The 23880-nt window shown below is 74.2% G+C and carries 18 protein-coding genes; 10 read left to right on the top strand and 8 right to left on the bottom strand.

Annotated elements, in window-relative coordinates; translation table 11 throughout:
- Position 1 precedes the first annotated feature (1 nt).
- From AC6I72_RS01950 to AC6I72_RS01940, 3 genes are read right to left on the bottom strand one after another with little or no spacing between them, the layout of a single operon-like run.
- A complete protein-coding gene (locus tag AC6I72_RS01950; protein WP_497998945.1) occupies positions 2–589 on the bottom strand; it encodes a NifU-related iron-sulfur-binding protein in 588 nt (195 codons plus the stop codon).
- Complete coding sequence (locus AC6I72_RS01945; RefSeq protein WP_497998943.1) at positions 582–2375, bottom strand: nickel-dependent hydrogenase large subunit; 1794 nt, start codon at positions 2373–2375, stop codon at positions 582–584. Before AC6I72_RS01945 ends, AC6I72_RS01950 begins: the two co-directional genes overlap by 8 nt.
- Entirely contained in the window at positions 2372–3931 is a 1560-nt protein-coding gene (locus AC6I72_RS01940; protein WP_497998942.1) for a hypothetical protein, read from the bottom strand. The genes AC6I72_RS01945 and AC6I72_RS01940 overlap by 4 nt, the downstream gene beginning before the upstream one ends.
- Positions 3932–4114: 183 nt before the next feature.
- On the opposite strand from AC6I72_RS01940, the gene AC6I72_RS01935 reads away from it, so the two are divergent.
- Positions 4115–4588: an MSMEG_6728 family protein gene (locus AC6I72_RS01935; RefSeq protein ID WP_497998941.1), complete on the top strand. Its 474-nt coding sequence runs from the start codon at positions 4115–4117 to the stop codon at positions 4586–4588.
- Between the two features lie 88 nt (positions 4589–4676).
- A complete protein-coding gene (locus AC6I72_RS01930; protein WP_497998939.1) occupies positions 4677–5714 on the top strand; it encodes a YhjD/YihY/BrkB family envelope integrity protein in 1038 nt (345 codons plus the stop codon).
- Here AC6I72_RS01930 and AC6I72_RS01925 read toward each other — a convergent pair.
- A complete protein-coding gene (locus AC6I72_RS01925) occupies positions 5690–7087 on the bottom strand; it encodes a PP2C family protein-serine/threonine phosphatase (protein WP_497998938.1) in 1398 nt (465 codons plus the stop codon). The genes AC6I72_RS01930 and AC6I72_RS01925 overlap by 25 nt on opposite strands.
- A 255-nt stretch (positions 7088–7342) precedes the next feature.
- On the opposite strand from AC6I72_RS01925, the gene AC6I72_RS01920 reads away from it, so the two are divergent.
- From AC6I72_RS01920 to AC6I72_RS01900, 5 genes are all read left to right on the top strand, one after another.
- On the top strand, positions 7343–11002 hold the full coding sequence (locus tag AC6I72_RS01920) for a nitrate reductase subunit alpha (RefSeq protein ID WP_498004562.1): 3660 nt from the start codon (positions 7343–7345) through the stop codon (positions 11000–11002).
- A complete protein-coding gene (gene narH / locus AC6I72_RS01915) occupies positions 11002–12639 on the top strand; it encodes a nitrate reductase subunit beta (protein ID WP_497998936.1) in 1638 nt (545 codons plus the stop codon). The genes AC6I72_RS01920 and narH overlap by 1 nt, the downstream gene beginning before the upstream one ends.
- Complete coding sequence (gene narJ / locus AC6I72_RS01910) at positions 12636–13355, top strand: nitrate reductase molybdenum cofactor assembly chaperone (RefSeq protein WP_497998935.1); 720 nt, start codon at positions 12636–12638, stop codon at positions 13353–13355. Before narH ends, narJ begins: the two co-directional genes overlap by 4 nt.
- Positions 13352–14095, top strand: a complete 744-nt coding sequence (gene narI / locus AC6I72_RS01905) for a respiratory nitrate reductase subunit gamma (RefSeq protein ID WP_497998933.1) — start codon at positions 13352–13354, stop codon at positions 14093–14095. Before narJ ends, narI begins: the two co-directional genes overlap by 4 nt.
- A gap of 75 nt (positions 14096–14170) precedes the next feature.
- Positions 14171–14503, top strand: coding sequence for a cupin domain-containing protein (locus AC6I72_RS01900; protein WP_497998931.1), 333 nt, complete (start codon positions 14171–14173; stop codon positions 14501–14503).
- Positions 14504–14573: 70 nt separating this feature from the next.
- Here AC6I72_RS01900 and AC6I72_RS01895 read toward each other — a convergent pair whose 3' ends face one another.
- On the bottom strand, positions 14574–15791 hold the full coding sequence (locus AC6I72_RS01895; protein ID WP_497998929.1) for a carbohydrate-binding protein: 1218 nt from the start codon (positions 15789–15791) through the stop codon (positions 14574–14576).
- A gap of 172 nt (positions 15792–15963) precedes the next feature.
- Between AC6I72_RS01895 and AC6I72_RS01890 the strand changes: the two genes are divergently transcribed.
- The 3 genes from AC6I72_RS01890 (at position 15964) to AC6I72_RS01880 (ending at position 19386) form a co-directional block, all read left to right on the top strand.
- Positions 15964–17100: an NAD(+)/NADH kinase gene (locus tag AC6I72_RS01890; RefSeq protein WP_497998927.1), complete on the top strand. Its 1137-nt coding sequence runs from the start codon at positions 15964–15966 to the stop codon at positions 17098–17100.
- 155 nt (positions 17101–17255) lie between these two features.
- Entirely contained in the window at positions 17256–17759 is a 504-nt protein-coding gene (locus AC6I72_RS01885; protein WP_497998926.1) for an SRPBCC family protein, read from the top strand.
- Entirely contained in the window at positions 17752–19386 is a 1635-nt protein-coding gene (locus AC6I72_RS01880; RefSeq protein WP_497998924.1) for a phytoene desaturase family protein, read from the top strand. Before AC6I72_RS01885 ends, AC6I72_RS01880 begins: the two co-directional genes overlap by 8 nt.
- Positions 19387–19549: 163 nt before the next feature.
- On the opposite strand, the gene AC6I72_RS01875 is transcribed toward AC6I72_RS01880, so the two are convergent.
- From AC6I72_RS01875 to AC6I72_RS01865, 3 genes are all read right to left on the bottom strand, one after another.
- Entirely contained in the window at positions 19550–20719 is a 1170-nt protein-coding gene (locus tag AC6I72_RS01875; protein ID WP_497998922.1) for a PP2C family protein-serine/threonine phosphatase, read from the bottom strand.
- A gap of 368 nt (positions 20720–21087) precedes the next feature.
- Positions 21088–22002, bottom strand: a complete 915-nt coding sequence (locus AC6I72_RS01870; RefSeq protein ID WP_497998920.1) for a LysR family transcriptional regulator — start codon at positions 22000–22002, stop codon at positions 21088–21090.
- A complete protein-coding gene (locus AC6I72_RS01865) occupies positions 21999–23798 on the bottom strand; it encodes an FUSC family protein (RefSeq protein WP_497998919.1) in 1800 nt (599 codons plus the stop codon). The genes AC6I72_RS01870 and AC6I72_RS01865 overlap by 4 nt, the downstream gene beginning before the upstream one ends.
- Positions 23799–23880: the final 82 nt, after the last annotated feature.

Here is a 23880-nt window from a genome sequence, read left to right as displayed (position 1 = left end):
GTCACCTCCGGGAGGCCGGGCGGGCCACGGCGTCCAGCGGGACGAACGCGGGAGCCGCCCGCCGCCCGGACGGTTCCGGCAGCCGCTCCACCCCCGCCAGTTCGGGGGCGGCCGCGAACACCGCCTCACGGACCGCCTCCACGAGACCGGAGGCCGCGGCGCCGCATCCCGCACCGCACCCGCCGCCGCCCTCGCTCACCCGCACCCGGGCCACCCGTCCCTCAAGTCCCACCCACTCCACGTCACCGCCGCGCTCGCGCGCGGCCGGCCGCAGCCGTTCCACGGCGCGCGCGGCCCGGCGCTCGGCGGGCTCGGGGTGGATGCCGTGCAGCACCAGCAGGTGCCCCACCAGCTCGTCCTCGGCCACAGCGGGCCGCCCGTCCGGCTCACCGCCCACGTGTCCGAGCAGCCGGGCCAGCGCCTCGCCGTAGACCTCGCTCAGCAGCCGCACCGCCTCCAGCGCGCGCCGCACCGTGGGGCCCGGTGCGGCCTCCAGCTCGGCGAGCAGCCCGTCGATGCGGGCCAGCCGTGCCTCGGCGTCGGCGTCCGTGAGCCGGGCCGCGGGGGACTGCTCCGCCGCCTCAGCCATGGGAGGCGCCGTAGGTGGGGCTGTGCAGGGTGGTGAGCGTCCTGCCGTTGCCGGTGTACATGTGGACGCCGCACGGCAGGCAGGGGTCGAAGCTGCGGACGGTGCGCATGATGTCCACGCCCTTGAAGTCGTCGGGGCCGTTCTCCTCGAAGAGCGGCTGCCCCTGGACGGCGTCCTCGTAGGGGCCCGGTGTGCCGTAGTGGTCGCGGGGGCTGGCGTTCCACGGGGTGGGCGGGTACGGGTGGTAGTTGGCGATCTTCCGGTCCTTGACGACGAGATGGTGGGAGAGGACTCCGCGGACCGCCTCGTGGAAACCGCAGCCGATCGCCTCGTCGGGCACCTCGAAGTTCTCGAAGACCTTCGTCTCGCCGGCGCGCACCAGCGTCATCGCCTCGTCGAGGAACTGGAAGGCCATGGCGGCGGCGTAGGCGATGAAGTAGGGGCGGGCCCGGTCGCGTTCGAGGGTGTTGGACCACTTGGGGATGTGCCATTCGAGCGTCGACTCCGGCAGGGTGTCGCCCCTGGGCAGGGTGATGCGGACGCTGTGACCGGTGGCCTTGACGTACGGGGTGTCGACGACGCCGTTGAGGGCGGTGGACCACAGCCGGGCCAGCGGGCCGCCGCCGGTGTCCAGGGCCAGGTGGTCGCCGCTGCTCCGGTCGTACCAGCGGGGGCTCATGACCCAGCTGTAGTTGCCGTCGAAGTCGCGCTTCTGCGGGACGGGGACGGTGGTCTGGTTCCACGGATGGCGCATGTCGACCGGGTTGCCCAGCGGGTCGTGGGTGACGAAGGGCTCTTCGCCGGTCCAGTCCTCGTAGTAGGAGGAGCCCAGCAGGATCCGCAGGCCGAGGTTGATGTCGACGAGGTCGCTGGTCACCAGCCGGCCGTCGACGATGATGCCGGGGGTGACGTACATCGCCCGGCCCCAGGTGTTCATGGTCTCGTAGCGGTAGTCGCACACGCCGGGGTTCTGGAAGGCGCCCCAGCAGCCGAGCAGGACGCGCCGGCGGCCGACCTCCTCGTAGCCGGGCAGCGCCTCGTAGAAGAAGTCGAAGACGTCGTCGTTCATGGCGACGGCCTGTTTGACGAAGTCGACGACGTGCAGGAGCCGGGAGAGGTAGTCGGTGAAGGCGGTCGGGGAGGGCACGGTGCCGACACCGCCCGGGTAGAGGGTGGAGGGGTGCACGTGCCGGCCCTCCATCAGGCAGAACATCTCCCGCGTCACCCGCGAGACCTTCAGCGCCTCCTTGTACACCTCGCCCTCGAACGGGTTGAAGGCGCGCATGATGTCGGCGATGGTGCGCATGCCGTGGATGTCGCCGCGGGGCGCCTGGGTGCGTTCCGCGCGGGCCAGGACGGACGGGTTGGTGGCCTTGACCATGGCCTCGCAGAAGTCCACGAAGACCAGGTTGTCCTGGAAGATCGTGTGGTCGAACATGTACTCGGCCGCTTCGCCGAGGTTCGTGATGTGCTCGGCCAGCGGCGGCGGTTTGACACCGTACGCCATCTGCTGGGCGTAGTTGGAGCAGGTGGTGTGGTTGTCGCCGCAGATGCCGCAGATGCGCGAGGTGATGAACCCGGCGTCCCGCGGGTCCTTGCCCTTCATGAACACCGAGTACCCGCGGAACAGCGACGAGGTGGAACGGCAGTCCACCACCTCCCTGTTCGCGAAGTCGATCTTGGTGTAGATGCCCAGGTTGCCGATGATCCGGGTGATCGGGTCCCAGGACATGTCCACGATCTGAGCGGGTCTGCGCCCCGCCCCGTGCGCCTCGGTCGCCGTCATGTCAGTGAACCTCGTTCCTCGTCGTCCGCGCGACGCGGCTCGACCTCGTCGGGGCGGAAGTAGTGGAAGCGGCCGTACCAGGTGTGCAGTTCGGCCGCCGGGTCGTCGTCCACGGTGACGGCGAGGTGCACGCTGCCGTCCACGTCGTGGAAGAGCGCGGCGACGCGGGCGGCGCGTCCCGCGAGGAACATGTCCTGCGCGTCGGCGCCCCGGCGCGGCCGGAGCCGCACGCGGCTGCCGGCGCCCACCGGCACACCGTCGACCAGCACGGTGTCCGTCGACGGCGACAGACCGTCGTCGCCGCCCTCCCGCCACCACACGGGCCGCCCGGCGCCGGTCCCCGGCCCACCGGACGTGCCACCCGGAGCGGGCTCCTGCGGTGCGGGCTCCTGCCGTGCGGCCGTGACCGCACGCTCCCCGGCGGGGGCCAGGGAGCGGATAGCGCCGTGGAGACGGGAGAAGACCTCCGGGGGCATGGTGTCGACCCGGTCGAGGATGTCCGCCGCACGCGGATCCGTGGCGCGCGCCTCGGCCTTCTCCTCGTCCGTCAGCAGCATCGTCCGCAGCGTGAGGATCTCGTCGATCTCCGCGGCGTCGTGCAGGTCACCCGGACTCTCGGGCGCCACCCGCGGCCGGTCGGGGAGGATGACGGGGGCGGAGAGCATCATCTCCCCGACGCCCTCGGGGCGGTCGCCGGCCGGCTCCGCGCCGCCGAGGACGGGGAAGGTGAACGCGTTGCGGCAGCCGCCCGCCAGGTCCGCCAGCTCCGCGGGCGGGTCGATCAGCGACACGAACTCCACCCCCGTACCGCCGATGAGCGTGTGGGTGGCGACGAGCGCGCGGCGCAGCGCCTCCTCCCGCGGCGCCTTCGGGTCCGGGTCCGCTCCGGTGTTCTCGGTGCGCACCCGGAGCCGGACCAGTCCCGGTCCGGCCCGCCGCGCCGTGATCGTGGTGCGGGCCCGCACCTCCTCGCACCGGCGCACCACCCGGCCGGCCCGTCCGGGCAGCGGCTCGGTCTCCGTACCGGCCGGCGCCCCCACCTCGGCGGTGAACCCGCCGCCGCCGAGCAGGCCGGCCGGCGCGACGGTCAGGTCCCTCTCGCGCGGTACCGCCTCGTCGAAGGTCAGGTGCGTCGCGCCGTCGTCCGTGCGCAGCGAGCCGACCGGGCGGTGCCGGCCGTCCGCTCCCGCCGCCTCCACCTGCTTGTGCCGCACCTGGAGGTAGCGCACGCGCACCCGCAGCACGGCGTCCGGCCGCCGGATGCGCAGCAGGCACTCGGTCTGCTGGTACCAGGAGTCGGCGGAGCCGGACGGGCCGGCCGTGACGGGCCCGTCGCGTTCCGCCCGGCCGCGGGGCAGCAGCACCCCGAACTGCCAGCGGACCCGGTTCTTGGGGGAGGATCGGCGGTAGGGGTAGAGCAGGTAGCCCTCGTACAGGACGGCGTCGGCCACCGCGCCCAGCCGCGCGAAACCGCACCCGTCGTCGGGGCCGGAGCCCGGGGCACCACCGGCGGTACCGGCGCGGGCAGCGCCGTCCTCGGCCACGGCATCGGGCATCCGGCCTCCTGGGGTCGTGTATGCCGCATCTCTTCCACCACCCGCCCCCGCCTCACCCGGGGTCCGCCCCTGCGGCTCACCGCGTTGCGCCGTCCGGCGGAACCCGCCCCTCGCCGGCCACCGGGACACGGCAGACTGCCGGGGCGACGAGGAGCCCCACGACCACCACCCGCGGACGGTGCCATGCAGACCTTCCTGCCCTACCCCGTCTTCGCCGAGTCGGCGCGGGTGCTCGACCGCCGCAGACTGGGCAAGCAGCGGGTCGAGGCGCTTCAGGTGCTGCGCGGGCTGACCGTCCCCGGCTACGGCTGGCGCCGGCATCCGGCGGTGCGGATGTGGGCCGGCTACGAGGAAGCCCTGGTGCGCTACGGACTGGACGTCTGCCGCGTCTGGCGCGAGTACGGCCACCAGGACAGCTGTGCCGCCACCCTCGTCGCCGACCTCGCCGCCCACCGCCCGGGCCTGCGGGTGCGCGAGCAGCCGGAGCTGGCCGCGGCCGGTGAGCTGCCGCCCTGGCTGGGCGACGAGGCCCTGCACCGCAGCCACCGCTCGGCCCTGGTGCGCAAGGACCCGGACCACTACGCGGACCTGTTCCCGGGGGTGCCGGACGACCTGCCGTACGTGTGGCCGGCCTCGGACCGGGAGGCCGCCCCGTAGCCCTCCCGCATGGAACGCCCTGGCCAGGGCACCTGGAACGGGCGGCGTACGCGGCAGCGGAGCTGCGGCCGACCGTGTGGGAGAGCGCATGGGAGTGCTGGCCCGGGTGGACTCCTACCAGCGACGCCACCGCTGGGCGGGGCTGCCGCTGGCCGTGGTCTACAAGTTCTACGACGACCAGGCGGCCTACCTGGCGGCCCTGCTGACGTACTACGGCTTCCTCGCGCTCTTCCCGCTGCTGCTCTTCCTCGTCGCGGTGCTCAGCGCCGTCCTCAGCAGCAGCCCCCACCTGCAGCACGCGGTACTGAACTCGGCCCTCAGCGAGTTCCCCGTGATCGGGGACCAGATCGCCCACAACATCCACTCGTTCCAGGGCAACGTGCTCGCCGTCGCGGTGGGTGTGGTGGGCAGTGTCTACGGGGCGCTGAACGTGGCCCAGGCCGCGCAGCACGCCCTGAACAAGATCTTCGCCGTGCCCCGGCACGCCCGGCCCGACCCGTTCCGCTCACGTCTGAAGGGCCTGAAGTTCCTGTCGCTGCTCGCGCTCGGCCTGTGCGTCACGACCGCCCTGTCCACCGTCGAGGAGTGGGCGTCGGGCCTGTTCGGCGCCCGGCTGGCCGTCGGGGTCCGGGTCGCCGCCGACGTGCTGGCCGTCCTCCTGTACGCCGCGCTGCTGGTCGCCAGCTACCGGCTGCTGACCCGGCGCAGGCTGCCCCTGCGCGTGCTGGCCGGTCCGGCGCTGGGCGCGGGGTGCGCCTGGCAGGGACTGCTGTGGGTCGGCACCTACTACGTCGGCCACGTGCTGCGGGGCGCCACGGCGACGTACGGCCTGTTCGGCATCGTGCTCGGCCTGCTCGCCTGGATCTACCTGGGCTCGCTGGTCTACGTCCTGACGGCCGAGGTCGGCGCCGTGCGGTGCATGCGGCTGTGGCCCCGCAGCCTGCTCAGCCCGTTCACCGACCGCGTCCACCTCAGCGCGGGCGACCAGCGGGCCTACCGGTCCTACGCGACCACCGAGTCCTTCAAGGGGTTCGAGAAGATCACCGTCCACTTCGACCCGCCCCCGCACGCGCGCGCCGACGACGACCCGGGACCGGGGGATCACGACCCGGGCTGCCCTTCCTGAGCCGGGCCGCGGCCCCCTTCCGGCGCCGCGGGCAACCGCACCGCGAGCAGGGCCACGTCGTCGTCGTACGCGTCCTGCCGGGTGATCAGCGCGTCGCACAGCGCGTGCAGCGGGGCGGTGGCGAGGGCGGCCGCCCGCGCGGCCAGCTGCCGCAGGCCGGCGTCGATGTCCTGGCCGCGGCGTTCGATCAGACCGTCGGTGAACAGCAGCAGGGTGCTCGCCCAGGGCAGGGCCACGCTGTGGTCGGGGCGCGGCAGCGCGGGATCGACGCCGACCGGGATGCCGTGCTCCTCGGGAGCCAGCACGTCGACGGCGCCGTCGGCGGTGACCAGCAGGGGCGGCGGATGCCCGGCGTTGGTCCAGCGCACCGTGTAGCGGGCGCCCGGCTCGTGCTCGATGCGGGCCGCGACCAGGGTGGCCGCCGTCGGCTCGCCGTACATGGCCAGGGCCCGGTCGAGCCTGTCGACGACCAGACCGGGCGGTCCGCAGCGGTCGAAGGCCAGGGCGCGCAGCATGTTGCGGATCTGCGCCATCAGCGGCGCCGCCTCCACGTCGTGACCGGTGACGTCGCCGACGACGACGAACACCGCACCGTCCGGCAGCAGCGTGGCGTCGTACCAGTCCCCGCCGAGCCGGGGCAGTTCGGAGGCCGGTTCGTAGCGCGCCTGGACACTGAGCGGCGCGAGATCGGGCAGGACGGGCAGCATCCGGCGCTGGAACTGTTCGGTGGCCCCCTTGAGGCGTTCGTACAGCCGGGCGTTCTCGATGCTGACGCCCGCGGCGCTGGCCAGCGCGGTCAGCAGCGCCTCGTCGTCGTCGCGGAACGGCGTCCCGTCCTCCTTGTCGGCGAGGTACAGGTTGCCGTACACCGTGCCGCGCACCGTCAGGGGCACGCCCAGGAGGGTGCGCATCACCGGGTGGCCCTCGGGGAAGCCGACCGAGCGGGGGTCGGCCGCCACGTCGTCCACGCGCAGCGGCCTGCGGTCCGCGATCAGGCTGCCCAGCAGCCCGTGGCTCTGCGGGAGCCCGGACTCGGCCTTGAGCTGCTCGGCGTCCACGCCCGCGGTGATCAGGTCGGTGAAGTCGCCGTCCTCGCCGAGCACCCCGAGGGCCCCGTAGCGGGCGGCGACGAGATCGGTGCCCGCGTCCACGATGTGCTGGAGCAGGGCCCTGGTGTCCATGTCCGCGCTCATGGCCACCACCGCGTCCAGCAGCCGGCGCAGCCTGCCCTGTCGGAGGGCCAGCCGGCGCACCTGCGCGCTCAGCTCCTCGAAGGACCCCGGCCCGGTCCGGCGGCCGATCTCCTCCAGCGCGGCGGCCACCTGCCCGGCGGCCTCGTCCGCAGGCTCCGGCAGCCATGGATCGTCGGACACGCCAGGCACCTCCCGCCAAGGACCGGAGCCCCGTTTCGTTCCCCCTCGGCCCCCCGCACGATCACCTTACGCCGCCGCCCGGAAGGCGGCTCTTCCGATGATTCGCGCGATTGGCCGCTTGTCGCCGCGCCGGTCACGATCAAGACTGGCGAGGGCCGGATCCCCGGCCCGCGCGGGCCGCGTCCGGCCGGGTCCTGACGCGAGAGAGGCGAGAGTGTGAGCACCGACCGCCCGGGTGAGGCCCTCGACCGTCTGATGCGCTCGGCGCAGTACTTCTTCCCCGGCGAGCAGTCGCCCGACCGGCGGGTCCTCTACCGCGACGGGGGCCGTGCGGCCGACGAGTTCTACCGGGAGCGGTGGCGGCACGACCGGGAGGTGCGCTCCACCCACGGCGTGAACTGCACGGGTTCCTGCTCGTGGCGGGTGTTCGTCAAGGACGGCATCATCACCTGGGAGACACAGGCCACCGACTACCCCTCGGTGGGCCCCGACTCGCCCGAGTACGAGCCGCGCGGCTGCCCGCGGGGCGCCTCCTTCTCCTGGTACACGTACTCGCCCACCCGCATCCGCTACCCGTACGTGCGCGGCCCGCTCCTGGACCTGTGGCGGCAGGCCCGCGCCCGCACCGCCGACCCGGTCGCCGCCTGGGAGTGGCTCACCTCCGATCCCGGGCGCCACGCGGCGTACAAACGGGCCCGCGGCAAGGGCGGCTTCGTGCGCTGCACCTGGCAAGAGGCCGTCGAACTGGTCGCGGCGGCGCAGGTGCACACCGTCAAGCGCTACGGCCCGGACCGCATCGTGGGCTTCTCGCCGATCCCGGCCATGTCGATGGCCTCCTACGGGGCGGGCAGCCGCTACCTGTCGATGATCGGCGGGACCATCTCCTCCTTCTACGACTGGTACGCCGACCTGCCGATGGCCTCGCCGCAGGTGTTCGGCGACCAGACCGACGTGCCGGAGTCCGCCGACTGGTGGAACGCCGGGTACCTGATCGTGTGGGGCACCAACCTGCCGATCACCCGCACACCGGACGCGCACTTCATGACCGAGGCGCGCTACCGGGGACAGAAGGTCGTCGTGGTCTCGCCCGACTACGGGGACCACACCAAGTTCGCCGACGACTGGCTCGCCGCGGCCCCCGGCACCGACGGCGCGCTCGCCATGGCCATGGGCCACGTCATCCTCACCGAGTTCTACCGCGACCGGCAGGTGCCCCGCTTCACCGAGTACGCCAAGACCTACACCGACCTGCCGTTCCTGGTCCGGCTGCGGGAGCGCGACGGGGCGCCCGGCGCCCACGTCCCCGACAAGTTCCTCACCGCCGCGGACCTGCCCGGGGCGGGCGAGGAGGAGGCGGCCGCGTTCAAGACCGTCCTCCTGGACGCCCGCACCGGCGAGCCGGTCGTGCCGAACGGATCACTGGGCTTCCGCTGGACCGCCCCCGAGGGCGGCCCCCGCTGGAACCTGCGGCTCGACGGCACCGACCCGCTGCTGTCCCTGCACGGCAGACCCGGCGGCGAGGCGGTGGCGGTGGACCTGCCGCGCTTCGACGCCGGGCCGGGGGAGTCCGGGGGAGTGCTGCGGCGCGGGGTGCCGGCGACCCGGGTCGGCGGCCACCTGGTCACCACCGTCTTCGACCTCGTCATGGCCCAGTACGCGGTGGCCCGCGAGGGCCTGCCCGGCCAGTGGCCCACCGGATACGACGACGCGAGCGTGCCCTGTACCCCCGCCTGGCAGGAGGCCGTCACCTCGGTGCCCGCGGCGGCGGCGGCGCGGGTCGCCCGGGAGTTCGCCCGCAACGCCGAACGCACCGGCGGCCGGTCCATGATCGCGATGGGCGCGGGCACCAACCACTGGTTCCACTCCGACCAGATCTACCGGTCCTTCCTCTCCCTGGTGATGCTGACCGGCTGCCAGGGCGTCAACGGCGGCGGCTGGGCGCACTACGTCGGCCAGGAGAAGGTCCGCCCGCTCACCGGCTGGTTCCACCTCGCCTTCGGGCTGGACTGGCAGCGGCCCACCCGGCACATGGTGGGCACCCCGCTGTTCTGGCTGGCCACCGATCAGTGGCGTTACGAGGCCTTCTCCGCGGACGTGCTCACCAGCCCGCTCGGGCAGGGCCGGCTCGCGGGCCGGACGCTGCCGGACTGCAACGCGCTCGCCGCCCGGCTGGGCTGGATGCCCTCCCACCCGGCGTTCGACCGCAACCCGCTCGACCTGTGCGACGAGGCCGAGCGGGCCGGCAAGGAGGTCGCCGACCACGTCGTCGACGAACTGAAGGCCGGGCGGCTGCGGTTTGCCGCCGAGGACCCGGACGACCCGGCCAACTTCCCCCGGGTCCTGCTCATCTGGCGCGCGAACCTGTTCGCGTCGTCGATGAAGGGCCACGAGTACATGCTGCGCCACCTGCTCGGCACCGACGACGCGGTGACCGCCCCCGAGACGCCGCCCGGTCTGCGCCCCAAGGACGTCACCTGGCGCGAGGAGGCGCCCGTCGGCAAGCTCGACCTGTCCGTGGCCGTCGACTTCCGGATGACCAGCACCTGCCTGTTCTCCGACGTCGTCCTGCCCGCGGCCACCTGGTACGAGAAGTACGACCTGTCCTCCACCGACATGCACCCCTTCGTGCACGCCTTCAACCCGGCGATCGCACCGCCCTGGCAGACCCGCAGCGACTTCGACATCTTCCACACCCTCGCCGCCGAGTTCTCCCGCCTGGCCGCCACCCACCTCGGCGTGCGCCGGGACGTCATCGCGGCCCCGCTCGCCCACGACACCCCGGACGAACTGGCCCAGCCGCACGGCCGGGTGCTCGACTGGAGGGCCGGCGAGTGCGCGCCCGTGCCCGGGCGCACCATGCCCAGGCTGACCGTCGTCGAGCGCGACTACACCAAGGTCGCCGAGAAGATGGCCGCCGTGGGGCCGCTCATCGACACCCTCGGCACCTCCACCAAGGGCCTCACCTGGAGACCCGAACAGGAGATCGCCTACCTGCGCGCCCGCAACGGCACGGTCCGCGGCGGCGTCGCCGACGGGCGGCCCTCCATCGCCCGCGACGACCAGTTCTGCGAGGCCGTCCTGGCACTGTCCGGCACCACCAACGGACGGGTGGCCGTGCAGTCGCTGCACGCGCTGGAGGAACGCACCGGCGTCCCCCTCGCCGACCTGGCCGAGGAACGCTCCGGCGACCGCATCACCTTCGAGGACACCCGCGTCCAGCCGCGCGCGGTCATCACCTCCGCGGAGTGGTCCGGCACCGAGTCCGGCGGGCGCCGCTACTCGCCCTTCACCGTCAACGTCGAACGCCTCAAACCCTGGCACACCCTCACCGGCCGCCAGCACTTCTTCCTCGACCACGACTGGATGGCCGAGTTCGGCGAACAACTCCCGGTCTACCGGCCGCCGTTGAACATGCTCGCCCATGTCGGCGACCCCCGCCGGGACGTGCGGGGGCACCCCGAACTCGTGGTGCGCTACCTCACCCCGCACTCGAAGTGGTCCATCCACTCCGAGTACCAGGAGAACCTGCACATGCTCACGCTGTTCCGCGGCGGCCCGGTGATCTGGATGAGCCCGCTGGACGCGGAGCGGATCGGCGCCGCCGACAACGACTGGATCGAGGCGTACAACCGCAACGGCGTGGTCGCCTGCCGCGCCGTGGTCACCCACCGCATGCCCGAGGGCACCGTGTTCATGTACCACACCATCGACCGCCACCTGAACGTACCGCGCACCGAGACCTCGGGGCTGCACGGCGGCGGCGACAACTCCCTCACCCGCCTGATGATCAAACCCACCCATCTGATCGGCGGCTACGCCCAGTTCAGCTACGGCTTCAACTACATCGGTCCCACCGGGAACCAGCGGGACGAGATCACCGTGATCCGCCGGCGCGCCCAGGAGGTCGACTTCTGATGAAGGTGATGGCCCAGGTCGCGATGGTGATGAACCTCGACAAGTGCATCGGCTGCCACACCTGCTCGGTGACCTGCAAACAGACCTGGACCAACCGGCCGGGCTCCGAGTACATCTGGTTCAACAACGTCGAGACCAAGCCCGGCGCCGGCTACCCGCGCCGCTACGAGGACCAGGAGAGGTGGAAGGGCGGCTGGACCCTGAACCGCCGGGGCCGGCTGACGCTCAGGTCCGGCGGCCGGGTGCGCAAGCTGCTCAGCCTCTTCTACAACCCCGGACTGCCCTCGCTGGACGACTTCTACGAGCCGTGGACGTACGACTACCGGAGCCTGACCACCGCGCCGCTGTCCGACAGCTTCACCAGCGCCCGCCCCAAGTCCCAGCTCACCGGCCGGGACATGCGGCCCGTGCACGGCCCGAACTGGGACGACGACCTGGCCGGCGCCGGTGAGTACGCCGCCGCCGACCCGAACCTGAAAGGGCTCGCCGAACGGGTGCGGATGGAGTTCGAGCACACCTTCATGTTCTATCTGCCGCGCATCTGCGAGCACTGCCTCAACCCGTCCTGCGTCGCCTCCTGCCCGTCGGGCGCGATGTACAAGCGCGAGGAGGACGGCATCGTCCTCGTCGACCAGGACCGCTGCCGCGGCTGGCGGTTCTGCGTCTCCGGCTGCCCGTACAAGAAGGTCTACTTCAACCACCGCACCGGCAAGGCCGAGAAGTGCACCTTCTGCTACCCGCGCATCGAGGCCGGGCAGCCCACCGTGTGCTCCGAGACCTGCGTCGGCCGGCTGCGCCACCTGGGAGTGATGCTCTACGACGCCGACGCCGTCCTCGACGCCGCCTCCGTCAGGGACGACAAGGACCTCTACGAGGCCCAGCTGTCGGTCTTCCTCGACCCGCACGAGCCGTGGGTCCAGGAGGCCGCCGAACGCGACGGCGTCGCCCGCGACTGGATCCAGGCCGCCCAGCGCTCACCGGTGTACGCCCTGATCAAACGGCACCGGGTGGCGCTGCCGCTGCATCCGGAGTACCGCACCCTGCCGATGGTGTGGTACGTCCCCCCGCTCTCCCCGGTCGCCGACGCCGTGCACGCCACCGGCCACCACGACGACGACCCCGACCGGATCTTCGCCGCCATCGAGGCGCTGCGCATCCCCGTCGAGTACCTCGCGAACCTCTTCACCGCCGGGGACACCGCCGTCGTCGAGGGCGTGCTGCGCAGACTCACCACCATGCGCGCCCACATGCGGGCCAGGCAGCTGGGCGACCCCGCCCCGCGCGAACTGCTCGACCGCGTGGGTGCGAGCGACGACGACATCGAGGACCTGTACCGGCTGCTCGCCGTCGCCAAGTACGAGGAGCGCTACGTCGTCCCCAAGGCGCACGCCGAGGGATCGGGCGCGCTGCTGGCCCAGCACTGCTCCCTGGACCGTCCGGGCGGCGGGAGCGACCCGGGGGCGCGCGAGGACGACCCGCTCGGTCCGGTGCCGCCGCCCCCGCTGCCCGGTCTCACGGCACCGGGCGGCGGCAGCCAGTTCCACGACAGTGACGGACAGGTGCGCTTCAACCTCCTCGGCTGGAACGGCGACGGCCCGGCACCAGGACTCTTCGGCGCCCCGGGGGACGCCTCGTGAGCCCGCGCCTCGCCCCGCGCCGCGGCCCCCAGCGGGCCGCCGACACCCCGGTCGTGCACCGTGTCGCCGCCGTCCTGCTGCGCTACCCGGACCCCGCCACGCTCGCCTGCCTCGACGACGTCACCGAGGCCCTGCCCGCCGTCACCGACGCCACCGACCGGGCCCGGCTGGCCGCCGTCGCGGCGCACCTGCGCGCCCTGACACCGACCGAGGCCGCCCAGCACTACGTCGCCACCTTCGACCACACCCGCCGCCGCTCCCTGCACCTGACCTACTACCGGCACGGCGACACCCGCGCGCGGGGCATGGCGCTGCTCGCCCTCAAGCACACCTACCGGCAGGCCGGCCAGGAGCCCCCGGAGGACGAACTGCCGGACTTCCTGCCGCTCGTACTGGAGTTCGCCGCGCTCGCCCCCGAACCGGGACACCGCGTCCTCGTGCAGTGCCGGGCCGGGCTCGAACTGCTCCGCCGGGCGCTCGCGCAACGGTGCGACCCGTACACGCCCGTCCTGGAGACGGTGTGCGGGCGACTGCCCCGCCCGGGCCGCCGCGAGCGGGACACCTGGCAGCGGCTGGCCGCCGACGGGCCGCCCGCGGAACAGGTCGGACTCGATCCCTTCGCCCCGCCCGAGTACATGGCCGGCGCCTCCGCCCCCGCGCCGCACCCGGCGCCCGTGCCCACGTCCGTCCCCGCCCCGACCGGAGAGAGCCGATGAACTCCTGGGACCTGTGGTGGTGGGTCATCCTGCCCTACCTCGCGCTCGTCACCTTCGTCGTCGGCCACGTGTGGCGCTGGCGCTACGACCAGTTCGGCTGGACCAGCCGCTCCACGCAGCTCCAGGAGCGGCGCCTGCTCAAGTGGGGCGGACCGCTCTTCCACTACGGCACGTTCGCGGCCATCGCCGGACACGTCCTCGGCATCCTCGTGCCGGAGTCCTTCACCCGGTGGCTCGGCATCCCGGAGAACACCTACCGCTGGTTCTCCACCGTCGGCGGCACCGTCGCCGCGCTCGCGGTGATCGCCGGGGTCGGGCTCCTGGCCTTCCGCCGCACCACCGTGCCCCGGGTGCGCGCGGCCACCAGCCCGGTCGACTGGCTGGCGCTGGTGCTGCTGGCGATCGTGATCGTGCTGGGCATCATCCCGACGATGGGCGTCAACCTCTTCGGCGCGGGCTACGACTACCGGCAGAGCGTGGCGCTGTGGTTCCGCGGCCTGTTCGCCGGGAACCCCGACGTCGCGGCCATCTCGCACGCGCCGCTGATCTACCAGGTCCACGCGAGCGCGGCCTGGGCCATCCTCGCGGTGTGGCCCTTCACCCGGCTCGTGCACGCCTGGAGCGTCCCGCTGTGGTATCTGTGGCGTCCGTACGTCCTCTACCGGCGCCGGGTACCCGCCCACCCCGCCGAGCCGGGCACCAGTGGCCGCCGCTGGCGCCGTATCGGGGTCCGCTACTGAGGCCCGAGTGCCGCGGCCCGGCGCGGCGGCCGCGTCCGCCCCGTCCGCACCCACCGTCCCGCTGAGGAGCGAGCCATGCAGAAGATCTCCCTCGACGCCCGCGCCCGTGAGCACCTGGAACGGGCGGAGGCCTCCTCCAACGGCCGCAGCGCGGAGACCGTCTACGGCGGCCACGAGCACGTGCTGCGGCAGACCCTCATCACCCTGCGCGCCGGAACCGCCCTGACCGAGCACGAGAACCCCGGCGAGGCGACCGTGCTGGTGCTGCGCGGACGGGTCCGGCTGCGCAGCGGCGACGCCTCCTGGGACGGCATGGCCGGGGACCTGCTCATCGTGCCCGGGGCACGGCACAGCCTGGAGGCCCTAGAGGATGCCGCGGCGCTGCTGACGGTCGCCAAGCGGCCCTGAACGCACGGCGACGGCCGGCCGCGGCGGGAGAACACCCGCGCCGCGGCCGGCCGTCGCCGCTCTCAGGGCGTCAGCAGGCGCCCTCGTCCTGCCACGGTCCCCACTGGGAGGCCCCGGGCGTCTCGTTCTGCGTCCACCACTTGGCCTTCCAGTTGTGCTTGCCGTAGGAGACCTCGCTGCCTCCGGTGTACGCGGTGCCCGCGTCCCAGGCCGTCCTGCAGCCGGTGCCCGGCGGCGGCGTGGTGGGCGGGGGCGTGGTGGGAGGCGTGGTGGGCGGGGTCGCCCCGGCGAACTTCACCGAGTACTTGGCGAAGTCCCAGGAGTTCTGCGGCACGCTGGAACAGGTGCCGGAGGTCCGGCCGCCGTTGTCGGGCGGCGAGCACTGCCGGTCGCGGTTGAGCGACCAGAAGGTGAAGCGGTCCATGCTGTGGGCGGTGGCGAAGTCCAGCACGGTCTGGAAGTCGCTCTGCGGGAACATCTCGCCCGTGTCGCTGCGGCCGTTCATGCCGGAGAAACCCTCGTGGGCGTAGGCGGTCGCCTCGTTCCAGCCGAACGTGGACTGGAGCACCTGGTTGAACTTGGTCAGCGCGGCGGTCTGCGAGGCCGCGCCGTTGAAGCCGCCGTCGAAGGGCATGATGGAGAAGTTGTTCGGGGTGAACCCCTGGGACTTGGCCTCCAGCAGCATCTGCTTGCCGAACCAGCCGGTGCCGTCCGCCGTCCCGGCGGTGGTGACGGAGACGTACAGCCCCGGGTTGTTCTGCTGCAGGATCTTCGCCGCGCCGATCTCGTTCCTGATGGCGGCCGTGTTCTCGTACTCCGGCTCCTCCAGGTCGAAGTCGATGGCGTGCAGCCCGTACTTGGTGATGACCTGCTGGTACGCCGCGGCCGTCGCCGCCGGGTCCGAGCAGGCCTGCCCGAGCTTGGTGCCGCCGTACCCGCCGATGGAGACCGAGACGTCGCCGCCCTTGGCGCGGATGCCGTCGATCACGGACTTCACGGCCGTGTCCGAGGAGACCGCGGCCGTGCCGTCCCAGGTGGGTGAGCAGCCGCCGCCGTTGGGGGCGAGGACGAAGGCGAGCTGGAAGGCCTTCAGACCGGTGGCGTCCATGATGGCGCCCGCGTCCGGCGGGTCGTTGTCCAGCGGCATGAGGTAGGGGGCCGCGGCGTACCAGCGGTTGCCGAGCGCGCTCGGCGCGCCCGAGGCGTTGCCCGCGACCAGGGCGGTGGTGCCGAGGGCGGCGAGCCCGACGGCGGCGGTCGCGCCCAGACATGCGCGAAGACGTCTCACTGCGTGCCTCCAGGGGAGGGGAGGTGGTGGGGAAGCGGCCCCAGCTTCCTGACGCTGTTGCGAGCACGTCAATGGATTGGTCTGGACCAGACGATTCTTTGGACTAGACCATAAGATTCCTTTACCTGGGTCCTGTGCTGGTCCGACGCCTTCGGGGGAACCCGGCCGAGCTGTGACAGTGCATCGCATCGGCCTGGTCGTGCACGGCGGACGGCCCGAGGCCGTCGCCGCCCAGCGGACCGTGCACGCCTGGTGCGAGGAGCGCGCCGTACGCTGCACCGACATCGACGTGTGGCACGACGGCGGCCGGCGCAGCGCCGGCGAGGAGGTGGAGGCCGCGGGCGACCCCGACCTCATCGTCACCCTGGGCGGCGACGGCACCTTCCTGCGCGGCGCACGGCTCGCCGCCGAACACGACGCCCTGGTACTGGGCGTAGACCTCGGCCGGGTCGGCTTCCTCACCGAGGTGCCCGCCGCGTTCGTGCGCTCCGCGCTGGACGCCGTGGTCGACGGCCGGCTGACCGTCGAGAACCGCATGCTGCTCACCCTGCGCGCCTCCCGCCGCCTGGAGGTGCCCGCGGGCATCGAGGAGCTGATGCGCTACGGCCGCCGCCCACTGCTCCCGCCGCCCCGGGTGCGCACCGACTGCGAGGCCGGCGACGACTGGGGCATCGCCCTGAACGTCACCGCGCTCAACGACATCGTCGTGGAGAAACTCGCCCGGGACCGGCAGGTGTCCGTCGGCGTCTACATCGCCGGCCGGCTCCTGGCGTCGTACTCCGCCGACGCCCTGCTCGTCGCCACCCCGACCGGGTCGACCGCCTACAGCTTCGCCGCCGGCGGTCCCGTCGTCTCCCCGCGCGCGGACGCCCTGGTCTTCACCCCGGTCGCCCCGCACATGGTGTTCGACCGCTCGGTCGTGGCCGCGCCGGACGAACCCGTCGCGCTGCGCGTGCTGGAACGGTCCGGGCAGGCCGCCGTCAGCATCGACGGGCAGCTGCGGGGCGTGCTCGACCCGGGGGACTGGATCGGCGTCTACGCCGCCCCGCGCCGGCTGCGGGCCGTACGCCTGGGCCCGATGGACTTCTACGGTCGGCTGCGCGAGCGCATGAACCTCACCGACGCCCCGGCGGCCGTGGCCGACGGCACCCCCGCACCGCTGTGGCCCGTGACGACCCCGCCCCCCGGCGACCTCACCCACCTGGCACTGCCCCCCGCACCCGGCGCACCCGGCGCCCCCTGCCCCCCGCCCGGCTCCGGCGGGGACGAAGCGCCCGCGCGTGAACGGGACGGGCACGAGCGGCGCTAGCCGGCCGGTCCGGAGCGCACACGGCCCGGGCTCCGGACCGGCCCGGGCCGCGGGGCGCGCTCGGCCGGACCGCGCCGCGAGGGGCACCCGGTTGGCCAGGGCCGCAGGGGGCACTCGGTCGGCCGACCGCACCACAACCGATCCCGGAGGCACGCGTGGCCGTACGTCACCGTCTGATCAGGACCAGTCCCCGGACCGTGTGGGCCCTCCTCGCCGACGGCACCCGCTACGCCGAGTGGGTCGTGGGCACCGAGCGCTCGCAGCCGGTGCGCGGACGGTGGCCGCAGCTCGGCTCCGCCCTGGAGTACCAGGTCCGCCTCGGACCGCTGCGCCTGACCAACCAGACCATCGTGCGCAACTGCGAAGAGGGCACACTCCTCGAACTCGAGGCCAACGCGGGCTTCCTGGGCACCGCGCGCATCGCCATCGAACTGCGCCCCTGGGGCGAGCACTGCCTGGTGATCGTGGACGAACACCCCCTCCAGGGCGCGGGCGGCCTGGTGCACAACGTGGGCGTCGAGTCGTTGATCCAGATCCGGCACCGCGCCATGCTCGCCCGCCTGGCCAAGGTGTGCGAGGCCGACGGCGCGCACGAGGCGCGGGGGCCGGACACGCCGCACCCCGTCGGGCCGTCCGCGCCCGGAGGCGGCCATGCCTGACGCCGTGGTGATCGGGGCCGGCCCCAACGGCCTGGTGGCCGCGAACCTGCTGGCCGACGCGGGCTGGAGCGTGGAGGTCCTGGAGGAGCAGCCCGAGCCGGGCGGCGCCGTACGCCACGACCGGGGCGTCGATCCCGACTTCGTCAACGACCTCTTCAGCTCCTTCTACCCGCTGGCCGCCGCCTCGCCCGTGCTGGCCCGGCTCCGGCTCCAGGACCACGGCCTGCGCTGGAGCCACGCCCCGCACGTCCTGGCCCACCCCCTCACCGACGGCCGGTGCGCCGTCCTGGACCGCAGCATCGACACCACCGCGGCCTCCCTCGACACGTTCGGCGACGGCGACGGGGACGCCTGGCGGGGCCTGCACGAGATCTGGCAGCGGCTGGGACCCGACCTGATGGACGCCCTGTTCGCGCCGTTCCCGCCCGTCAGGGCCGGGGCCCGGCTGGCCGCCCGGCTGCGCGGCGCGGGCGGACTGCGACTGACCCGCACCATGCTGCTGCCGGTACGCCGGATGGGGGAGGAGGAGTTCCGCGGCGAGGGCGGCCGGCTGCTGCTGGCCGGCAACGCGCTGCACGCGGACCTCGCCCCGGAGTCCGCCGGCAGCGGCGGGTTCGGCTGGCTGATGTCCATGCTCGGGCAGAGCAACGGCTTCCCCGTCCCGGTCGGCGGGGCCGGCGCCCTGACACAGGCCCTGACCCGGCGGCTGCGCGCGCACGGCGGCACCCTGCGCTGCGGCGAGCGGGTCGACCACGTGGTGGTGCGCGGCGGACGCGCCGTCGCCGTGCGCACCGCGGGCGGTGCCACCGTGCCCGCGGACCGCGCCGTGCTCGCCGACGTGTCCGTGCCCGCCCTGTACGGCGGACTCGTCGATCCCCGGCACCTGCCCGCCCAGCTCCTCGCCGACCTGCGGCGCTTCCAGTGGGACTTCGCCACCTTCAAGGTGGACTGGGCCCTGGACGGGCCGGTGCCCTGGCGGACCGGGCAGGCCGCGGGGGCGGGCACCGTCCACCTGGCCGACGGCCTCGACGAACTCACCCGGTTCGCCGCCCAGATCGCCATGCGCCAGGTCCCCGACCGGCCGTTCGCGCTGTTCGGCCAGATGACGACCGCGGACCCCACCCGCTCACCGCGCGGCACCGAGTCCGCCTGGGCGTACACGCACGTCCCCCGGGAGATCACCGGGGACGCGGCGGACGAGGGCCTGACGGGCACCTGGGACACCCGGGAGCAGGAGATCATGGCCGACCGGATGGAACGGCAGGTCGAACGGTTCGCGCCCGGTTTCCGCGCCAAGGTCCGCGCCCGCCGGATCCTCGCCCCGCCCACGCTCCAGGCGCTCGACAGCAACCTCGACACCGGTTCCATCAACGGCGGAACCACCGCCCTCCACCAGCAGCTCGTGTTCCGCCCGGTCCCCGGCACGGGGCGCCCTGAGACACCCGTGGCGGGTCTCTACCTCGCCTCCGCCGGGGCCCATCCCGGCGGCGGCGTCCACGGCGCGCCGGGCGCCAACGCGGCCCGCGCCGCCCTGCGCCGCCGGCTGCCGCCGGGACTGTCCCGGGCCCAGCGGGCGCTGGCGCACCGGGACCGGGCGGGCCACCGCACGGCACCGGACGCCGGCTGACCGCTGGACGGCACCGGCCTCCGGCTGCCGGGAGACGGCGGGACCGGGCGGCTCCGGACGGGCGTCCCGCGGCTCGGGTCCGGCCGGGCCGCGCGGGCCGGGCAGCTCAGGAGGGGCGGGCGCCGGACAGGCGCCCGCGGCCCGGCCCGGCGGGCCGGGCGGTTCAGGAACGGGAGTCGCCGGGCAGGCGGTACGCGGCGAGCGCGGCGATGTCGTCGTCGAGGTTTCCTCCGCTGTAGGCGAGCAGGTCCTCGTGCAGGCGGTCGAGGAGTTCGCGGGGCGCGAGGCCGACCCAGGGACCGACCCGCTCGGCGAGCGGGTAGAAGGCCCCGCCGGGATCGCGGGTCTCGGTGACGCCGTCGGTGTAGAGCAGCAACTGGTCGCCGGGCCGGAACGGCTCCACGTCCTGGTGGTAGCCGTCGCCGATCAGCACCCCCAGGTTGATGGGCGGGGACGGGTCGGTCGCGTGCAGTTCGGCCACCCCGCCCTCCTTGATGATCAGCGGGGGCGGGTGACCGCAGTTGACGATGCGGATGACCGGCTCGTGGTCGGGGATCTCCGCGAACACCGCGGTGACGAAGCGTTCCGCCGCCTCACCGCCGGGCAACTGCGCCGCGTGGCGGCTCATGCTCCGCTCCATGCGGCGGGCGACGCCGGTCAGGTCCGGCTCGTCGTGGGCGGCCTCACGGAAGGCGCCCAGCATGGTGGCCGCCGTCTCCACGGCCACCAGCCCCTTGCCGCGGACGTCGCCCACCAGCAGCCGGACCCCGAACGCCGTCGGCACCACCTCGTACAGGTCGCCGCCGATGCGCGCCTCCGCCGCCGCGGACAGGTAGAGGGTCTCCACGGCGACCTGGCCGAGCCGGCGGGGGACCGGGCGCAGTAACACCCGCTGCGCGGTCTCCGCCACCGTACGCACCGTGGCCAGCGTGCGTTCACGGCGGGTGCGGTGCACCGCGAGGATCGTCCCCAGCACACCGACCAGGGAGGTGCAGACGTAGTTGGCGACGTAGTGGCGGTCCCACAGGTAGCCCACGGACCGGCCGGCGCAGCACGGGGTGCCCGCCAGCACGCCTTCGAACACGATGGCGAAGACGGTGACGACGGCCACCGCCCAGGGTCCGTAGGCGTAGGCCGCGACGAGCGGCAGCGCGATGAGCAGGAAGCTCACCGGCCAGTCCACCGGGGTGACCGGTTCGATGGCCAGGACGACCGCGAGGTACCCGACCGGCAGCCAGCGCAGCCAGGGCGGCGGCGCGGGCAGGCGGGGCCGCTCGGCCTCCGCGCGCGCCGAGCGGGAGGCGCCGTGCCCGCCGCGGAGAAGCCGTCTCACCGTTCGCTCCCGCACAGCCCGGCCGCCGGGCGGCGGCGCGCGCAAGGACCGGCCGCGCGCACGCAGGCACGCACGAACGTGCGGGCCGCCCGCGGGCGGCGGTCCACGCGCCATGACTCAGGCGGCCTGTTCACGAGAACTCCCGACGGGCTCGACCGGACCACCAGCGTGCTGGGCGGCCCCGCCCCGTGCGGCCCATTGCTCCGGGCAAGGGCATGTCCGCGGCACGGGCGGGGGCAGGGACGGCGGCCGCGGGACCGACCCGGGCACGGACGGCGGCCGCCGCGCGGACCCGGGTACGGACGGCGGCCGCCCGGGCGGAACGGCCGGCCGGGTGGGGCGACCGGCGCCGGGCCACGGGACGCCCCTCACTTTTCCGTGCCGTCCGCGGCGGCCGTCGAGCGCAGCGCGTGGTCGAGGAAGCGCCGCGACACCGGCGGCAGGGTGCGGCCGGTGAGCCGGGCGATGCCGATGTCACGGGCGCCGTGCACATCGGTGATCTCCAGGTACCGGATGGGGAAGTCCGGTGTCGCCGCCGCGTCCGGCGACGACGGGATCAGGGACACGCCGAGGCCGGCCGCGACCAGCCCGCGCAGGGTGTGCACCTCCTCGCCCTCGAAGCCGACCCGCGGGACGAAACCCGCCTGACGGCACAGGGACTCGGTGACGCTGCGCAGTCCGTAGCCCGGTTTGAGCAGGATGAAGGGCTCCTCGGCGACCTCGGCAAGGCGGACCCGGCCGCGCCGGGCGAGGCGGTGCCCGGTGGGCACGGCCAGCCAGAGCGGCTCGACCAGCAGCCGCCGCCAGGCGATCAGCGGGTGTTCCGGGTCCCCGCTGGTGATCACCAGGTCCGCGGTGCCGGCCAGCAGGTGCTGCACCAGGCCGTTCTCCTCGTGCTGGTGCAGTTCGAAACGGACCTGCGGGAGCGCCTCGCGGAACCCGGTGACGAGCCGGGGCACCAGCCAGGTGCCCAGCGTGTGCAGGAAGGCCAGCGACACCACGCCCGCCTCCGGGTCGACGGCCTCGGCCACCGCCCGCCGCCCGCGGTCGCAGGCGTCGAGGGCGGTGTCGACGTACTCCTTGAACACGCGCCCGGCCGGGGTCGGCCGCAGTACCCGGCCGACCCGCTGGAGCAGTTCCGCGCCCACCTCGTCCTCCAGCCGGTGCAGTGCCCGCGACAGGGCGGGCTGGGTGACACGGGCGTCGGCGGCGGCCTCCGTCACCGTGAGGCCCTCGGCCACCGCCTGGAACGCGCGCAGCACCTGGAGATCCATCGTGCTCATCCTCCCATCGCACCCGCCGCTGTGCAGCGAGGAGCACGGAGTGCGGAGGCGGCCGTCGCGGAACCGAGGCTGCGCGCGCTGACGGCGTCGCAGAGCCGCTCCGCCTCGGTCACGGCGTCCTCCAGGCCGGGGAGGTCGGCCAGGGCGGCCGGCCCGCGGCCGGGCCGTCCCGGCTCGAACCGGGCGTGGGCGAGCGCCCGCCGGGCCTCGGCGAGCCGGTGGTAGGCGCCGCGGCGCAGCGCGTGCCGCTGGGCAGGTGCGGCGCCGGGTGCCAGATCCGCGTACCGGCGGGCGGCGGCCAGGGCGGCCTCGGTCCGGGCGAGGGCACGGCCCCGCGCGGAGTGCGGCCACAGCGCGAAGTGGGCGACGAGGACGACGGCCGCGGCCAGGGCGGTGTCGAGGATGCGGGCCGAGTACAGCGCCCGGTGGTCGCCGAGCAGGTCGACCAGGACGAAGACGACGGCCGTCAGAGCGGTCGTGGCGAGCGCGTAGTGGTGGCGTACTCCGACGGCCATGAGCGCGCCGAAGGCGGCCACGGCGCCGATGAGGACGTGGGTGTCGGTCGTCAGCAGCGTCACCGCGCCGATGGCGGCCACCCCGGCGACCGTTCCCGCGCAGCGGTGCAGCGCCCGGCGCAGGACGGGGCCGAAGTCGGGCTTGTACACGAAGGCCACCGTCATCGGCAGCCAGTACCCGCGCGGACCGTGCAGCAGCACCGCGCACAGCTGGGCGACGAGCACGCAGCCGGTGAGCAGCACGGCGTAGCGCACCTGGGCCGCCCGGCCGTGCCAGGGCTGCGCCGGGAGCCGTGCCGCCGTCCCCTCCGCACGGGCCGGCGGCGCGGTCTGCGCGCACAGGCCGGCGAGCGCCCGCAGGCCCGGCGAGTCCGGCCCGCCGTCCGGCCCGCACGCCTGGGCGGCGACCTGGGCCGGGGCCGGGTCGGGACGCGGGGCGGGTGCGGGGGCCGAGCCCGGTTCGCGGGGCGCCGTCCTCCCCGCGGGCGGCAGCAGCCGGGCGGCAGTCGCCTGCGGTACCTGTACGGCCCAGTGCGGCAGCGGGCGCCCCTCCCAGACCAGGGCCGAGGTCACCTCGCCGAGCCGCACCGCCGTGTCGAAGGCGGTGCGCAGCGCGCTCAGCTCCGTACCGGGACGGACGCGGCCGGTCAGGTGGCGGTCCATCACCCGGTGGGCGTCGTCGAGGGCCGAGGTCAGCCGCCTGCGCGCGGCCTCGGCCCCGGGGGAGCCCGCGGCCGCCAGTGCGTCGGCGGCGGCCCGGTACACGGCGCGGACGGCCGCCCGCTCGATGGCGTGCCGCCGCCACAGCCAGGGTGCCGTGGACAGGACGACCACGAGGCCGACCCCGGCGAGCAGGGCGAGCGGGGCCTGCCACCACGGGCCGGGCACCGGGATGCCGCCGCCCACGGTCGCGCCGAGCAGGAGGTGCAGCCCGGCCACGGAGGCGAGCGGCCCGCGGAGGCTGACGGAGCCCGCGAGCAGGGCGACGGCGACCAGGCAGACGGTGACGGCGCCCGGCCGGCCGCTGCGCAGCGCGAGTTCACCGGCGAGCAGGCCGAGGGCGGCGGCCGCGCCCGTGCAGGCCAGCCGCCGGACCCGCAGCCGGTAGGGGTCCTCGCCGTCCTGGCTCACTCCCCACAGCGCACCGATGCCCGCGAGCACCGCGGGAACCACGTGCCCGGCGGCCACCCCGACGAGCAACGGCAGGGCGAGCGCGACGGCACCCCGCGCAGCCGCCGCGACGGGCAGCGGGGTGAGCGGGACGCGGCGCGACGCCTTCATGGACCGATCGACTCCTTGCGGGGGAGGGGGCAGATGTCTTGTCCCCCCAGGGTCGATCACGCGGGACACATGCGTCCAATGC

The organism is Streptomyces sp. Xyl84 (assembly GCF_059731885.1).
Note: the sequence above shows the minus strand (reverse complement) of the source record. Positions and strands in the feature narration are given on the sequence as shown.

Coding starts and splice junctions, on each gene's coding strand:
- AC6I72_RS01950 (WP_497998945.1), bottom strand. CDS start 589: ATGGCTGAGGCGGCGGAGCAGTCCCCCGCGGCCCGGCTCACGGACGCC.
- AC6I72_RS01945 (WP_497998943.1), bottom strand. CDS start 2,375: ATGACGGCGACCGAGGCGCACGGGGCGGGGCGCAGACCCGCTCAGATC.
- AC6I72_RS01940 (WP_497998942.1), bottom strand. CDS start 3,931: ATGCCCGATGCCGTGGCCGAGGACGGCGCTGCCCGCGCCGGTACCGCC.
- AC6I72_RS01935 (WP_497998941.1), top strand. CDS start 4,115: ATGCAGACCTTCCTGCCCTACCCCGTCTTCGCCGAGTCGGCGCGGGTG.
- AC6I72_RS01930 (WP_497998939.1), top strand. CDS start 4,677: ATGGGAGTGCTGGCCCGGGTGGACTCCTACCAGCGACGCCACCGCTGG.
- AC6I72_RS01920 (WP_498004562.1), top strand. CDS start 7,343: ATGCGCTCGGCGCAGTACTTCTTCCCCGGCGAGCAGTCGCCCGACCGG.
- narH (WP_497998936.1), top strand. CDS start 11,002: ATGAAGGTGATGGCCCAGGTCGCGATGGTGATGAACCTCGACAAGTGC.
- narI (WP_497998933.1), top strand. CDS start 13,352: ATGAACTCCTGGGACCTGTGGTGGTGGGTCATCCTGCCCTACCTCGCG.
- AC6I72_RS01900 (WP_497998931.1), top strand. CDS start 14,171: ATGCAGAAGATCTCCCTCGACGCCCGCGCCCGTGAGCACCTGGAACGG.
- AC6I72_RS01880 (WP_497998924.1), top strand. CDS start 17,752: ATGCCTGACGCCGTGGTGATCGGGGCCGGCCCCAACGGCCTGGTGGCC.
- AC6I72_RS01870 (WP_497998920.1), bottom strand. CDS start 22,002: ATGAGCACGATGGATCTCCAGGTGCTGCGCGCGTTCCAGGCGGTGGCC.
- AC6I72_RS01865 (WP_497998919.1), bottom strand. CDS start 23,798: ATGAAGGCGTCGCGCCGCGTCCCGCTCACCCCGCTGCCCGTCGCGGCG.